Origin of the sequence: Corynebacterium sp., assembly GCF_030532715.1 — a bacterium.
Classification (GTDB): domain Bacteria; phylum Actinomycetota; class Actinomycetes; order Mycobacteriales; family Mycobacteriaceae; genus Corynebacterium.
This window is the reverse complement of the sequence record NZ_JAUNKO010000002.1, coordinates 144,873-159,499: the sequence shown is the minus strand read 5'-3', so window position 1 is coordinate 159,499 and position 14,627 is coordinate 144,873. Positions and strand designations below refer to the sequence as shown.

The window sequence follows — 14,627 nt, the reverse complement described above, 5'->3', positions numbered from 1 at the left end:
ATCGTAAAAAATAATGAGTGTAATGCATACGCGCGAATGCGCGAATCCGGCAAGCTATGGCACCTCTGCTGGCGGCGGAGGTTGCGTCGGCGAAATGGGCAAGCGCCCAACCTCGCTCGGCGGCGTTTCAGCTTGCTCTTCTCCCCCGATGCGCACAACGGAATCCTCGGTAGCGATGGCGTCCCACAACAGGTCGTACCATACCTGCTGATCGTCGGCCCGTTCGCTCGTTTGACCGGTCGAAGACTCAGCCTCCAACTCCGGGCTAATAATGCGAAAAGCTGTTTCACCAGGCTCGATGACGCCGAGGCGGACGCGCGCTTGCTCCTTCACAAACGCTTCCGACTCATACTTTTCCAGCTCCCCCAACAACCGCTGCTTTTCCTCTTCCTTCGCCGTAATGCTGGCGTTCACGCGTGCGATATCGCTCCGTTGCTGGAAGTAGTTGCGCAGCGGCATGCCAATCATCACGAGCACCACGATGGTTACCCCTACCAGCACCCCTATTTCCATGGCGCCCAACCGAAGCCGGCGTGGGCGTCCCACGCGCCCCCCGCCTCTCGACGCCCGCCGTTGTTCAGGCGTGCCCGACAACCTCGGCGGACGCGGCCGACGCTCATTGGTTCGTGTTCCAGTTCGACGGTAGGTCACTGGTTGCACTCGGCGGTGTGCTGTTGATTCCATAGCACCCCAATCCTAGCCACTCGCCACCGGAATAACGGGGAGCCACACGAAGCGCGCGGCACAACGAGCACGAAGGCAAAGAATATCCCGGCAGGGATTACTCCTGCCGGGATATCTACCTTCAAACGGGCACTCCCACGCCCTCGGTGCCTACTAGCCTAGGCGGTTAGTTGGCAAAGCGTGGGAAGGCGTCGCGGCCAGCGTAAACCGCGGCGTCGCCAAGCATCTGCTCGATGCGCAGCAGCTGGTTGTACTTTGCCACGCGCTCGGAGCGGGCGGGCGCGCCGGTCTTGATCTGGCCGCAGTTCAACGCAACCGCGAGGTCCGCAATGGTGGTGTCTTCGGTCTCGCCGGAGCGGTGGGACATCATGCAGCGGTAACCGTTACGGTGTGCGAGCTCCACGGCGTCGAACGTTTCGGTGAGAGTACCAATCTGGTTCACCTTCACCAGCAGCGCGTTCGCGGCCTTCTTGGCAATGCCCTGCTTGAGGCGCTCGGGGTTGGTCACAAAGAAGTCGTCACCAACGATCTGGACCTTCTCGCCGATGGCTTCCGTCAATGCGGTGTAGCCCTCCCAATCGTCTTCCTGCAACGGGTCCTCGATGGACACGATCGGGTATTCCTCGATGAGCTTCTTGTACACCTCGATCATTTCTTCGGCAGTGTGCTCGCCGCCCTCGAAGTGATACTTGCCATCCTTGTAGAACTCGGAGGATGCGACGTCAAGCGCCAAGGCGATATCGTCGCCCAGTTTGTAGCCTGACTTCGCCACGGCCTCGACGATGAGGTCCAAGGCGGCCTTCGTGGATTCGACGGAAGGTGCGAACCCACCCTCGTCACCCAGGCCGGTGGACAGGCCCTTATCTTTGATCACGGACTTGAGGGTGTGGTACACCTCGGCACCCATGCGCAGCGCCTCGGCGAAGCTTTCGGCACCGATCGGGGCGATCATGAATTCCTGCACGTCCACGCCGGAATCCGCGTGGGCGCCACCGTTCACGATGTTCATCATCGGCACTGGCAGCAGGTGGGCGTTCGGGCCGCCGATGTAACGGAACAGCTCGAGGTCGGCAGCATCAGCGGCGGCCTTGGCGGCGGCCATGGACACACCGAGGATGGCGTTTGCGCCGAGGCGAGCTTTGTTCGGGGTGCCGTCAAGTTCGATCATCTTTTGGTCGATCATGCGCTGGTCGTCGGCATCGTAGCCAGCCAGCGCGTCGGCGATTTCTTCGTTGACGTTTTCTACCGCCTTCAGCACCCCTTTGCCCAAGTAGCGGTCACCACCGTCGCGGAGTTCGTGAGCCTCGTGCACACCGGTGGATGCGCCGGAGGGCACACCGGCCGCACCGTGGCTGCCGTCATCAAGGAACACCTCGCACTCGACCGTTGGGTTGCCGCGGGAATCCATAATCTCTCGAGCAAAAACGTGCATGATTTCAGCCACAGTGGCCTCCTATGTCAATGGACAATGATGTGAATTTGTCTGTGCGGATGTCGCCGACTCCAACCTCAAGTGTCCCACCTATGATGCCCGATCGGAACCAAACGGACATGAGATAGTTGCCACACTTTTGAGCGGAAAACCGGTACGGCCGCACCTACCTACCAATTGTGGCATGAAATCGCCGCGCGTGACGGGCCTGCGTGAGGCCACTCACACCGGGGGTTGCCGTAGCGCATATGCTGCGGCAGCGTCCCGCACATTAATCAAATACTCTTGCGAAAAGTTGTAGGACCGGATCGCGTCGGCCCACCCCTCGGGCGTCGCCAAATCGCGCCCATTGGCGCACAACAGATTCGCGGAGCCGAGTGCGGCGTCATCAATCTGGTGCGGGTCTGGGGAGCCGTCACCGTTGGCGTCTCGCCCGTACCGCTTCCACGACTCCGGAATAAACTGCATCGGACCGACAGCGCGATCAAATTGCGCATCGTTGTCGAGGGCACCATCATCCGTATCCGCAACTTCCGCAAACCCTGGCGAACCGTCGAGCGGCACACCGATAATCGGGGGCACCGCAACGCCCTGCTCGTCCAAGTGACTACCGCCAAACAGGTTGCCGGAGTAGGTGCCGTGCCGCGTCTCCACAAACCCAATACCCGCAAGAGTGTTCCAACGAAGATGGCAGTCGGGCCAGCTCTCTGCCGCGATCAATTCAGCATTGCCGTACGCCTGCAACGCCTGGGTAGAAATGCCCGTATCAGCCGCCAAAGGTTCCGCCCAAAAGGCCAGCTTTTCGGAGGTTCTGCCGTCAGCGTGCACGTCCACGGCGGGCACTTCTACGCCGCCGGCAGGCGGGACGTCGGCAGGCACGGGTTGCAGCTGCCGGATCGGCGCGGAACCCTGCAAAAACGTGAGCGACCAGCCCACGAACGAAATCACCATCACCATAGCGAGGATCGCGGCGCAACCCCAACCAACCGCTCGATTCACTGAACTTTGCCCGCTTCCCATGCGTCCGTTTGCACCGCAAGCGGAACGATACCAGTGGAACCATCAAACAAATACGGCGCGCGGGCACGCATTTTCCGCACAAACGCCGCCGCCACATCATCGAACTCGAAACTCGAAGCGATTTCCGCATGAAACAGTACCTGTAGCAGGACATCGGAAAGCTCATCGCAAACTTGTTCGGGCGTGCCGTGGCGTACGGCCTGGTCAAACTCCGCGACCTCCTCGTGCAGGTACGGCAGCAGCGTGACGTGGGTTTGCGCCCGTTCCCACTCCCCCCGCGCCACCGCCGCGCCCATGACCTGTTGCGCCACACTTATCGACGCCCCGGCCGCCACCACCTGCTCCCCTGCGGCGATCCGCGCCGCAACGAGCGGCTCCGCCGCATCAACAGCCACCAATAGCTCCGCCTGGTTCCTGTCATTTGCACTGCTTGCACCCAGTTTCGACAACGCCTGCTGGACCTCTCCTGGCACCGCGTCCGTGTACGCAATACTCGGCTGGTGGTGCACCACCACGTCCAGCGGCACACACAACGGATGCCTCGAATCCAAGAGGAGAATCGACATGCGGCGATTGTACATGGATTCACACTTGGGAAATGAGTAGACAAACACCTAGGGTTACTCAACGTGACTACTACAACAGGCGACAACAAAGTGCGCGTTTGGACGCTCGTGTCCCTCATCATCGGCTCCACCATCGGAACCGGCATCTTCGCACTCCCCCAAAACGCAAGCTCCGTGGCCGGGCCCGGAGCAATGCTCATCGGCTGGTGCATCGCCGGGGTGGGCATGCTCTCCATCGCATTCGTCTTCCAGATCCTCGCTGTTCGTAAACCCAACCTCGACTCCGGCGTCTACTCCTACGTACGCGCCGGCCTTGGCGACTTCGTCGGCTTCGCATCCGCTTGGGGTTATTGGCTGGGCAGTGTCATCGCCCAAGTCGGCTACGCCACCTTATTTTTCTCCACACTGGGCTACTACCTGCCCGTATTTTCTGCGGAGAACCGCTGGACATCCGCCATCGCCGTGTCCCTCCTTACTTGGGCCATTTTTGCCGGACTCACCCGCGGCATCCGGGAAGCGGCGATTATGAACCTCGTGACCACCGTGGCAAAGATCCTGCCCATCTTGGTGTTCGTGGTACTCGTCGCCTTCCTCGGGTTCAGCTGGGACCGCTTCACCTTCGATCTTTGGGCCGCGGATGGCTCCGTGGGCAGCGTCACCGACCAGGTGAAAGGCATGATGCTGTTTACCGTATGGGCCTTTATCGGCGTCGAGGGCGCCAGCGTGTACTCCAAACAAGCCCGCACCCGGAAAGACGTGGGACGCGCCACCGTCATTGGCTTCAGCATGGTTCTCGCCCTGTTAGTCACCGTAGCCACACTCTCGTACGGCGTGCTCACCCGCGAAGAACTCGCCGCGCTCCCAGACAACTCCATGGCCGGCGTCCTCGAGGCCGTGGTCGGCCCCTGGGGCGGCGCACTGATTTCCTTCGGTTTGTGCCTGTCCGTACTGGGCGCCTATGTGTCTTGGCAGATGCTCTGCGCCGAACCCATCGCGCTGATGGCTTACGACGGCCTGCTTCCCAAACGCCTCGGCAAAACCAACGCCGCCGGCGCACCGTACTACGCGCAGCTAGTCTCCACAATAGTGATCCAGATTTCCGTGATCATTTTCTTTGTCAACGAGACCACGTACGTATCCATGGTGCAGCTTGCCACCATGATGTACCTGCTGCCGTATATCTTCTCCGCCTTCTACCTCGTGCTGCTGGCCACCCGTGGGCGCGGTGTCACCCACCCCCACGCCGGCGACCGCTTCGACGACTCCGGCCCGGAAATCCCCGCCGGCGAGAATCGCCGGCACTTCCTCGTGGGCGCCATCGCCACCGTGTACTCCGTTTGGTTGTTCTACGCTGCGGACCCCACCTACCTGCTCTTCGGCGCGCTGCTGGTCATTCCCGGCTTCGTCCCGTACATCTGGACCCGCGTCCGCGCCGGCGAAAAGATCTTCAACGCCTTCGAATGGATCATCGTCGCACTCGTAGTCATCGGCGCGGTCTTTGCAATCTATGGCCTCAGCGCAGGAACGCTCAGCCTGTAACGCGCACCGTACCATCACCAAAACTGGTGATGGTACGACTCAGGCACTCGCCCACCGGCTCCGTTAACGGAGCCGGTACTTTTTTCGCCGTGCCGCGCGGCGATCGTCTTCGTCTTCCTCGTCGCGGCGCCTCGTCGATCGCATGGCCGCGAGGGGATCTCGATCCTCCACGGCAACCGGCGCCGCCGCCGGAGTCTCACGCGGAGTCCCGTCCACATTCACCGGGTCAAGTTCAAACATCGTGGCAATAAAATCGGCGACCCATTGCACGAGTTCCACGTCTCGAAGCTGCGGGTCGGTAACATTGCGCCCCGCCTTCGGAAACGGCAGCTGCACGGCGCGGGCGGCGGCGCGATACGTCGCGCCGGGAAACATTCGTTTGAGCCGAACTTGCTTGGAGTCAGGCAAATCCACGGGGTGCACCTTGATGCGAGTGCCTTGTACACCGACATCTTCCAACTTGGCCGCCCGCATCAGGTGCCGCAGCCGCGCCACCGCCAACATACGTTCGACCTCGACCGGGATCGGGCCGTAACGGTCAACCATTTCCTCGACCACGCGCCGCAACTCAGCATCATCGGTAGACGCAGCGATCTTGCGGTAAATCTCCAGCCGTAACCGCTCCGCATTAATGTACGATTCCGGGATGTGCGCGTCCACGGTAAGATCCACCCGGATTTCCTTGGGCTCTTTGTCCGTGGCGTCGATGACTTTGCCGTCCGCCAGCGCGCGGAACGCTTCCACGGCCTCGCCGACGAGCCTCACATACAGGTCAAACCCCACTCCTGCGATGTGGCCGGATTGTTCGGCGCCGAGCACATTGCCCGCGCCGCGCATTTCCAAGTCTTTCATCGCCACCGCCATACCCGCGCCAAGGTCGTTATTTTGTGCGATAGTCGCGAGGCGGTCGTATGAAGTTTCGGTAAGCGTGGCGCCCTTCGGATAGAGGAAGTAAGCGTAGCCGCGTTCCCGCGAACGCCCCACCCTGCCGCGCAATTGATGCAACTGGGACAGCCCCATGTGGTGCGCGTTTTCCACGATCAACGTGTTCGCGTTAGCGATATCCAACCCAGTTTCCACAATGGTGGTGCACACTAAAACGTCGTATTCGCGGTCCCAAAAACCCTGCACAGTTTGCTCAAGAATGTCTTCGCTCATTTGCCCGTGCGCCACCACAATGCGGGCTTCCGGCACCAGTTCACGCAACTCACGCGCGCGTTTCTCAATCGACGCCACCTTATTGTGCACGTAAAACACCTGTCCGTCGCGCAGCAATTCCCTACGAATAGCGGCCGCAATGTGTTTGTCCTCCTGCGCGCCGACATAGGTAAGCACCGGGTGCCGATCCTCCGGCGGCGTCAAAATCGTGGACATTTCGCGGATGCCGGCCATGGACATTTCCAAGGTTCGTGGAATCGGCGTGGCCGACATGGTAAGCACGTCCACGTGCGTGCGCAGTGCCTTGATGTGCTCCTTATGCTCGACGCCGAAGCGCTGCTCCTCGTCCACGACCACCAGACCAAGGTTTTTCCACTGAACGCCCGTTTGAATCAAGCGATGCGTGCCAATCACCACATCCACGGAACCGTCCGCCAAACCCGCCAAAATCTCCTTCGCCTCTTTGTTTGGCGTAAATCGCGATAGTCCGCGAATAGTTACGGGAAAACCATCCATACGCTGCTGGAATGTTGCAAGGTGCTGTTGCGCCAACAGTGTCGTGGGAACCAGTACGGCCACTTGTTTGCCATCTTGCACGGCTTTGAACGCGGCACGCACGGCAACCTCGGTTTTTCCATACCCAACATCACCAACGACCACCCGATCCATTGGCACCGGGCGTTCCATGTCAGCCTTAACCGCTTCGATCGCGGACATTTGGTCTTCGGTTTCCACGAACGGAAAATTATCTTCCATTTCTCGCTGCCACGGATTATCTGCCGAAAATGCGTGCCCCGGCGCCGATTGCCGCTTCGCGTACAGCTCGATAAGCTCGCCGGCGATCTCCCGCACCGCCGAACGCGCCTTACGCTTGGTGTTTTTCCAATCCGAGCCGCCCATTTTGCTCAAGCTCGGCTTTTCCCCACCCACATACCGCGACAGGAGGTCCAAGCTTTCCATGGGAACAAAGAGTTGATCGCAGGGTTGACCGCGTTTCGACGCCGCGTACTCCAGCACCACATACTCCCGCCGGGAAGTGCCGTCCCCAGTATTGATGGTGCGTTCCATCATTTTAAGGAATCGGCCGATGCCGTGGGTCTCATGCACCACCAAATCCCCCGGGTTGAGCGCCAGCGGATCCACCTTGTGGCGGCGACGCGCGGGCCGGCGCTTTGCGCCAGCGATATCGCCAACGCGATTCCCGGTCAGATCGGTTTCGGTGATCACGATCAGCGGCAAAGCCTGCGCATCCCGATGCTTCCGCACCTTCGGGAAAACCAAACCAGCGTGCGACATCGCCTGGTAGAGCGTAACCTCCCCTGGGCTGGGTTCCCACCCCGGCGTGGCCACCTTTGTGGGAATCCCCTGCTCCGCGAACCGATCAACCATTCGCTTAATCGCGCCGGCGGCGGGTGCGATAAACGCCGCCCGACCCCCGTCACGCGTGTGATCAATCAGCGTATTCATCATCGCGTCGATCTTGGCCAGCTCACCGCGCGGGGTGGGCCCCAGCTCAAAGTTCAACGGCAGCGTGTCCGCCTCGTCCGCTTCCAACATGCCCGGCGGGGCGAACGTCCACCACGATTGCCCGGCCCGTTCGGCAGAAACCCGCAGCGACTCAAAAGATCGGTAGCTGCTTGCCGATAAATCTAACCCCTCCGCAGCCAGCGGTCCGCTGGCCCCCATAGCGGCAGCCTCCCAACCGGCCGCAAGGAATTCCGCGTCGGTTGCCTCAAGGTCTGCGATGCGCCGCCGGATCTTCTCCGGATCGAACAACAAGACGTGCGTGTCGCGCGGAAACAATTCGGAAACGGCCACGAGCGGGGCGTCGATAAGCGCGGGGATGAGCGCCTCCATGCCGTCGGCGGGGGTACCGTCCGCGAGTTTGGACAGCAGTTCGACCAACGCCGGATTGCCCGGGTGCCGCACCGCCAACTCCGCAGCCCGCTGCGCCACCGCCTGGTCCACCAACAACTCGCGGCAGGAATACACATCGACGAAGTCCAACTCAAAATCAGGGATGGTTCGCTGGTCGGCAACGGAAAACGGCCGGATATCGGAGATCTCGTCGCCCCAAAATTCCACGCGCACCGGCAGCTCCGCGGTGGTTGGGAAAATGTCAACAATCCCGCCGCGAGTAGCAAACTCCCCGCGCTTTGCCACCATATCCACGTGCCCGTATCCCCGGAACACCAGTTCGTGAATGAGCTCCGCGAAATCGTACTCCGCGCCCTGTCGCAGCGACATTGGTGCGCGCGGCTGCTCCACCAATGGCTGGCAAAACGCACGCGCCGCCATCACAACCACACGCAAATTCGAAAGGTTGGCGAGCACTTCGGCGCGGCGGCCGACCGTATCCACGCCAGGACTCATGCGTTCATGCGGCAGCGTTTCCCACGACGGGAACCACGCAACCTTATCCCCCAACATTGCCTTCAACTCAGCCGTCAAATCCTCCGCCTCGCGGCCAGTCGCAGTCACCACCAAAACCGGCGCATGCTGCGCCAACACCCCCACCGTCCACGGGCGCGCCTGATCCACACCAGAAAGATGGAGCATCGGCTCGCGCACATGGCTCACCAAGCCCCGAAATTTCGGATCCGTCCCCGCAACCTTCAACAACCCCGCCAACATGGGGGTCGAAACGCCTACCACCTAACTCTCCTCCGAAACCTTCAAGGTATCCAACTTCGGGTCCGCCTTCATGCCCGCCAAACCATGCCAACTCAAATTCACAATATGCGCCGCGACCTCCTCCTTCGAAGGCGTCCGCTCATCCAGCCACCACTGTGCCGTCATGGACACCATGCCCACCAGTGCCTGCGCATACAATCCAGCGAACGCTGGATCCAAGCCGGAACGCGCGAACGCCTGGCCTAAAATATAGGAAACCTGGGCGACGGCATCGTTCAGCATCGTGGAGTAGCTATGCTCCGTGCCAGGCGCACCGGGAGTGACATCGCGCACAAGGATTTGGAAACCGTCCGTATGTTCCTCCACGTACGTCAACAGCGCCAGCACCGCCCGCTCGACCCTGTGCCGAGAACTCCCCTGCGCCAGGGACTCCGTAATAACCCCCTCAAGGCGGACCATTTCCCGGTCCACCACCACCGCGTACAGCCCTTCCTTACCGCCGAAATGCTCATACACCACCGGCTTGCTCACACCCGCCCGCGCTGCGATCTCCTCAACACTTGCGCCCTCGAAACCGCGTTCCGCAAACACCGATCGCCCGATACTAATGAGCTGCTCACGGCGTTGCTTGCCAGTCATGCGCTGTTTACCCATGCGTACAACACTAGAGCACCCACCCCGGTCCCGGCATATGCGGGCCAACCAGCCAATATGCGAAAAGCAAACAATAAGGTATAGTAGTCACCCGAACCGCGCAACGCTTCAACGAGCCGTTGCGGCATCGGTGAAATGCCCCATGGTGTAATTGGCAACACTCTGGTTTTTGGTACCAGCTTTCTAGGTTCGAGTCCTGGTGGGGCAGCAACAAAAGCACAACCGCCCGACCATGTAATAAACATGCGGGCGGTTTCTTGCATGTAGGGGTGACTTGTTAAGCGGCGGGCACGATTCTCCGCTCCCCTTGCTACCGGATCACTGCGTCGGTGCCGCCATGTTGCGTGTCCGGAGAAGTTCCGTTCGTGGCCTTCAGCTGGGCTTCAATGCGTTCCAACCGGGCCGGAATGTCGGCGACGGACTTGGCCATTTCGAGCAGGAGTTGTTCGGTCCGGTCGAGTTTTCCGGGCAGCTCGGCAACGGATTTCGCCATGTCCGGGATGAGCTTGAGTTTGCTCACCACGTAGTCGACAAAAGTCTGGCCTTCGGTTTGCGCCCAACCGCTGAATTTGGGTTTGCCGCCCGACCATTCTGGGCCTACGAATTGGTCGAGTATCCAGCGGGTCATTTTTTCCACGCGGTTTCCCTCCTCGGGCGATTCGGACCCGGTGCCGGATCCATAAAACAGGGCTTTGAGTTGTTCGCGGGTTCCGCGGAAGGCGTTGATATCCACGCCTGATGTTCCGCCCCGCCACGTGCCGAACCTGGCTTCGGAGCTGTATTGCCACAGCACTGGCGTCTGCCCGCCCAGCGGATATGTCCATTGGCGGTGCCCATTACCTGGGTAGATGGCGGCTGGGGCGCCAGGCGCGTTGCGGCCGTAGGCGGCCACCCAGAACGCGCCGAATTCGTGGCTGTCGGGTTCGCTCGGTGCAATCTTGTGCTCCCAATAAGGCACATACGAGTAGCAACCAATCACCCGCACCCCCGCTTCCTCAAAAAGCCTCTTGCATTCACGAATGTGATTAACGTGAATGCCGGCAGGGGTTTCCACGTCGATCCAGATGGGGCGTCGATAATCGCCCATCACGTCGAGCGACGCTTGTACCTGCGCGGCAATCGGGCGCCCTTCGCTGGGGTTGCGCAGGTAATGGTAGGCGGCGGTGATCAGGCCCGCGCGCTCCGCGTCCTCCATATGGGAGCGGTAAATAAGGTCGCGGTGGGTGCCGTCGGTGGTACGGATGATGGCAAAGTCCAATCCGGCTTCCGCGGCCGCCATCCCAAGGTTCATCCCACTTTGATGCTCGGACACGTCCACCCCAAACAACGTCGCGGTGCTGGCGCCTTCATTCGGCCCACCCCCAGCACCTGCATTCGGCTCGCCGCCCCCGGCGCCGGGCTCAACGGGGACGTCGCCGACGGAGCCGGGTTCACCGGGATGTGGGCTGCCTGCGAGCCATTGCGCGGGGTCGATTCGTTTGCCGCCGTAGCCACGTTCCCACACGGTGAGGTGGAGGTGTGGGCCGGTCGAGGTGCCGTTGCTGCCCACGTATCCGATGAGCTGACCCCTGCGGACTCGGGCACCGACGCTGAGACCGGTGGCGAACGCGTTCCACATGTGCCCGTATTCGGTGCAGCCGCCACCGACGCTGGCGGGGTGGTCGATAACGATCCATTGCCCGTACCCCTGTGCGGGCCCGATAAATTGCACGGTGCCGTCGGCGCAAGCATAGAACGGGGTTCCGTCTGCTGCGGCGAAGTCGAGGCCGTAGTGGAAGCCTCCGGATCGAGGCCCCCACCCGGAAGAGATGGTGTAGGTTTCTTTTTTCATTGGGTACTGTCGCGCCACAGGCAACTCCTTCCGTCGCGTGAACTGCGCATGTGTGCGTGTGCGTTGTCGGGATTGTGTGGGTCAGGCTGGGCGTTTCCGCCGGCGTTTGGGAACGCCTAGGTTCCTATGGTGGCAGCTGGGCATATGAGCACACTAGACGCGTCATAGTGTTTCCATATCAATTCAGCGCCATACGTTTAGGAGCAACCAGGCCTGTTCCCAGGCATCAACAACCACTCCGTTAACATCCGCCCCGCCTATCGACGCCGCGCGCGAGCTCAACGCGAGGCAGCCGCGGCGTCGATAGAGGCAATAGATATGTTCGATCTCCGCGGGTGTATCGGTACAGCGTCCGGCGAGAAAATCGAACGTGCGGTCCCGCTCATCACACTGCGCATTCGGAGAACGCCACGAGCCCAAGGCAGCCACAAGGCCCCGTTAAGCTTCAGTCGCGGACCCCGCGATAATCGCCGCACGCATCCCATTCGCAATAATGATCACCTCGGCAACCTCGTGGATAAACACCACCGCCGCCAACCCCAACACCCCAGACAATGCCAGCGGAAACAGGCCAATCACCACCGCAAGCGCGAGGCAAATATTGGCCACCATAATCCTTCTCCCGCGCCGAGCATGGCCGAACACGCGCGGCAATTGGCGCAGGTCATGGCCCATAAACGCAATATCGGCCGACGCAATCGCCGCAGCGGAAGACGATGCACCCATGGCAATGCCAACGTGGGCGTAGGCGAGCGCGGGGGCGTCATTGGTGCCGTCGCCAACCATGGCGGTAGGCTGCACGGCGCACAAATCCACCACACGGCGTGCCTTATCCGCCGGCAATTGCCCCGCAAACACCTGTGAAATCCCAGCCTGCTCGGCCAACACACGCGCCGTCTCCTCGCGGTCCCCTGTGATCATCACACACCCGATCCCCTGACCACGCAATTGCGCCACCGTTTCCGGAACCTCCACGCGCAACTCGTCGCGAATCCCAAGCAAACCCGCCAGATCACCGTCAACCTCCACCGCAATAACACTCATCCCTTGATTCGCCAAAGCTTTCGCGTCGTCGGCCAAGCTCGACGGGCGCCCAGCAAATTCTGGTTGAGGTGCAGCAAAATCCGATTCGAGCGCGGCGCGATCGAATTGCGGCACGTCCAGCCAGGCAACATTGCCCACCCGAACTCGGTGCGCACCAACGGTGCCTTGCATTCCAACCCCAGGAGTCTCGGAGACATCCGTTGCGGTGACATCGGTTACGGCAGACACTTCCGCCGCCTTAGCAACCACCGCAGCGGCAAGCGGATGCTGACTTTGCCGTTCCAACGCCGCCGCCATTTCACAAACGTATTCCTCCGAATATCCGGGGTACGTATGTACGTGCACAACAATGGGACGGTTGCGAGTCAAGGTGCCGGTTTTATCAAAAGCCACCACGCGAACCGTACCCAATTCTTCAAACGCAGCCCCCGTTTTAATCACCACCCCAAGCTTGCTGGCCGCGCCGATCGCGGAAATTACAGTGACGGGCACCGCGATGGCAAGCGCGCACGGAGAAGCAGCCACAAGCACCACCAACGCGCGTTCGATCCACACATCCGCTTGCCCGATAGCCACACCGTAAATGGCGATCACCGCCGCTACCACCAGCACCAACGGCACAAGCGGCCGAGCGATCCTGTCGGCGAGGCGCGCTCGCTGCCCTTTCACCGCGTGCGCCTGCTGCACCAGGCCGACAATCTGGGTGAGAGAATTATCGGTACCGTCCGCTGTTGCACGCAATCTAATCACTCCAGTGCCGTTCACCGCACCGGCTAGCACTGCGTCACCCACCGTGATTTCAGCAGGTATCGATTCGCCCGTCATTGCGGAAGAATCCACCCACGACACACCCTCCACCACCACGCCATCGGTAGGGACCCGCTCGCCAGCCAAGATCACTAACGTATCGCCTACCACGACATCGGCTACGGCTATTTCCTCCGGCTCGCCATGGCGCACCACGCGCGCCGTGTCCGGTATGAGATTCAGCAAGGCATGCAGTCCGCGCCGAGCACGACGCATAGCCTTGTCCTCCAGCGTTTCCGAAATTGCGAACAAAAATGCGAGCGCTGCGGCTTCGCCAACGTGGCCGAGCAACACGGATCCGATCGCTGCGATAGTCATAAGCAAACCGACGCCAAGACGGTTTCTGCCGCGCTGACGCACCAGCTTCCGCAACGTGGGAGGAACAAACGTCACGGCCCCACTGAGTAGCGCAAGCGCGTACACGGACAGTGCGATTGCCTCAACACCCAACCATTCGCATATAAGTCCGACGACCCATCCCAGGCCCGCAGCGATCGCACAGGCGAGATTACGGTCCCGCCACCACGGAGTATGCTCCGCAGCCAACGCAACCACCTGTGAGCTCGCCGTAGCTCCCTCAGGTTCGCTTGCGCCACAACCGCAACACTCGCTCATCGTCTTCTCCTTCATCAAGGTGGGCGCTCTCCGCAGGCCACCTCACCGCACGCGACGTTAGGATTACCATAGCTACCTTGACTACCCCCAGCCGAATGCGGCACCCAGCACATCCCTAACGTGCGGCCCGAGCTGCGCGCGAACCACCCACACCGTACTTACGGGTCGCACGCAATCACATTTTGCGCATTTTAAAACTCAGGTTCTACCGATGAATACTTCTTCATTTTAAGGAAATACTTGGCGGCAATGTCCGAACTATTGGCGTTTTTCCAACTATCCTTTTGCCTATGGCAATAACCAACGAGGCAATCTTGTCGTACACGTTCCTAGCGGAGATGGCCGACGATCCGTATTTTCCAGCGCCGCTGGTTCGCAAAGGTCAGCAGCTACTTTTGGATACTTGTGCCACGATTGAAACAACGCAGCCGAAAACTCTGCCAGCGTTGTATGCAATCACGCATAACACGACGGAACGTTTCAATGAACTCGATGTTGAACTCAATGAAAACGATAGTGAAATTGAAACTGTCGCCCGAGAAAACATCGCCGAGGATATGGATTTTATCGCCCGCGCGTACGGTTTCGACGCTGACGTCGAAGAGTTGATTGCCCCACGCGACTGGTAGCCCCTGGGCGGAAC

General features: G+C 60.6%; 11 protein-coding genes and 1 tRNA gene. 3 read left to right on the top strand and 9 right to left on the bottom strand.

Features of this window, described 5'->3' with window-relative positions; all coding sequences use genetic code 11:
- Positions 1 to 54: 54 nt before the first annotated feature.
- The 4 genes from Q4D83_RS03820 to Q4D83_RS03805 form a co-directional block, all read right to left on the bottom strand.
- Positions 55 to 546 (bottom strand): septum formation initiator family protein, encoded by a 492-nt coding sequence (locus Q4D83_RS03820; RefSeq protein ID WP_303173135.1) that lies wholly within the window; start codon positions 544 to 546, stop codon positions 55 to 57.
- A 304-nt stretch (positions 547 to 850) separates the two neighbouring features.
- Positions 851 to 2,128: a phosphopyruvate hydratase gene (gene eno / locus Q4D83_RS03815; protein WP_303173133.1), complete on the bottom strand. Its 1,278-nt coding sequence runs from the start codon at positions 2,126 to 2,128 to the stop codon at positions 851 to 853.
- A 210-nt stretch (positions 2,129 to 2,338) separates the two neighbouring features.
- Entirely contained in the window at positions 2,339 to 3,136 is a 798-nt protein-coding gene (locus tag Q4D83_RS03810; RefSeq protein ID WP_303173131.1) for a lytic transglycosylase domain-containing protein, read from the bottom strand.
- Positions 3,112 to 3,702 (bottom strand): MazG nucleotide pyrophosphohydrolase domain-containing protein, encoded by a 591-nt coding sequence (locus tag Q4D83_RS03805; RefSeq protein WP_303173129.1) that lies wholly within the window; start codon positions 3,700 to 3,702, stop codon positions 3,112 to 3,114. Before Q4D83_RS03805 ends, Q4D83_RS03810 begins: the two co-directional genes overlap by 25 nt.
- A gap of 63 nt (positions 3,703 to 3,765) precedes the next feature.
- On the opposite strand from Q4D83_RS03805, the gene Q4D83_RS03800 reads away from it, so the two are divergent.
- On the top strand, positions 3,766 to 5,241 hold the full coding sequence (locus Q4D83_RS03800) for an amino acid permease (RefSeq protein ID WP_303173128.1): 1,476 nt from the start codon (positions 3,766 to 3,768) through the stop codon (positions 5,239 to 5,241).
- A gap of 63 nt (positions 5,242 to 5,304) precedes the next feature.
- On the opposite strand, the gene mfd is transcribed toward Q4D83_RS03800, so the two are convergent.
- Together mfd and Q4D83_RS03790 are read right to left on the bottom strand one after the other, a co-directional pair.
- Entirely contained in the window at positions 5,305 to 9,033 is a 3,729-nt protein-coding gene (gene mfd, locus Q4D83_RS03795; protein WP_303173583.1) for a transcription-repair coupling factor, read from the bottom strand.
- A gap of 21 nt (positions 9,034 to 9,054) precedes the next feature.
- Positions 9,055 to 9,687: a TetR/AcrR family transcriptional regulator gene (locus tag Q4D83_RS03790; protein ID WP_303173126.1), complete on the bottom strand. Its 633-nt coding sequence runs from the start codon at positions 9,685 to 9,687 to the stop codon at positions 9,055 to 9,057.
- 136 nt (positions 9,688 to 9,823) lie between these two features.
- On the opposite strand from Q4D83_RS03790, the gene Q4D83_RS03785 reads away from it, so the two are divergent.
- Positions 9,824 to 9,895: transfer RNA gene (locus tag Q4D83_RS03785), tRNA-Gln, on the top strand.
- A 102-nt stretch (positions 9,896 to 9,997) separates the two neighbouring features.
- Here Q4D83_RS03785 and Q4D83_RS03780 read toward each other — a convergent pair.
- The 3 genes from Q4D83_RS03780 to Q4D83_RS03770 form a co-directional block, all read right to left on the bottom strand.
- Positions 9,998 to 11,536 (bottom strand): peptidoglycan DD-metalloendopeptidase family protein, encoded by a 1,539-nt coding sequence (locus tag Q4D83_RS03780; RefSeq protein ID WP_303173124.1) that lies wholly within the window; start codon positions 11,534 to 11,536, stop codon positions 9,998 to 10,000.
- Between the two features lie 165 nt (positions 11,537 to 11,701).
- Positions 11,702 to 11,947: a hypothetical protein gene (locus Q4D83_RS03775; protein ID WP_303173122.1), complete on the bottom strand. Its 246-nt coding sequence runs from the start codon at positions 11,945 to 11,947 to the stop codon at positions 11,702 to 11,704.
- A 9-nt stretch (positions 11,948 to 11,956) separates the two neighbouring features.
- Positions 11,957 to 13,984: a cation-translocating P-type ATPase gene (locus Q4D83_RS03770; RefSeq protein ID WP_303173120.1), complete on the bottom strand. Its 2,028-nt coding sequence runs from the start codon at positions 13,982 to 13,984 to the stop codon at positions 11,957 to 11,959.
- Positions 13,985 to 14,274: 290 nt separating this feature from the next.
- Between Q4D83_RS03770 and Q4D83_RS03765 the strand changes: the two genes are divergently transcribed.
- Complete coding sequence (locus tag Q4D83_RS03765) at positions 14,275 to 14,613, top strand: DUF5713 family protein (RefSeq protein ID WP_303173119.1); 339 nt, start codon at positions 14,275 to 14,277, stop codon at positions 14,611 to 14,613.
- Positions 14,614 to 14,627 lie beyond the last annotated feature (14 nt).

Excerpts from the sequence above, each read along its gene's own strand:
- mfd (WP_303173583.1), bottom strand. The coding sequence starts at position 9,033 with ATGTTGGCGGGGTTGTTGAAGGTTGCGGGGACGGATCCGAAATTTCGG.
- Q4D83_RS03770 (WP_303173120.1), bottom strand. The coding sequence starts at position 13,984 with ATGAGCGAGTGTTGCGGTTGTGGCGCAAGCGAACCTGAGGGAGCTACG.
- Q4D83_RS03790 (WP_303173126.1), bottom strand. The coding sequence starts at position 9,687 with ATGGGTAAACAGCGCATGACTGGCAAGCAACGCCGTGAGCAGCTCATT.
- Q4D83_RS03810 (WP_303173131.1), bottom strand. The coding sequence starts at position 3,136 with ATGGGAAGCGGGCAAAGTTCAGTGAATCGAGCGGTTGGTTGGGGTTGC.
- Q4D83_RS03805 (WP_303173129.1), bottom strand. The coding sequence starts at position 3,702 with ATGTCGATTCTCCTCTTGGATTCGAGGCATCCGTTGTGTGTGCCGCTG.
- Q4D83_RS03765 (WP_303173119.1), top strand. The coding sequence starts at position 14,275 with ATGGCAATAACCAACGAGGCAATCTTGTCGTACACGTTCCTAGCGGAG.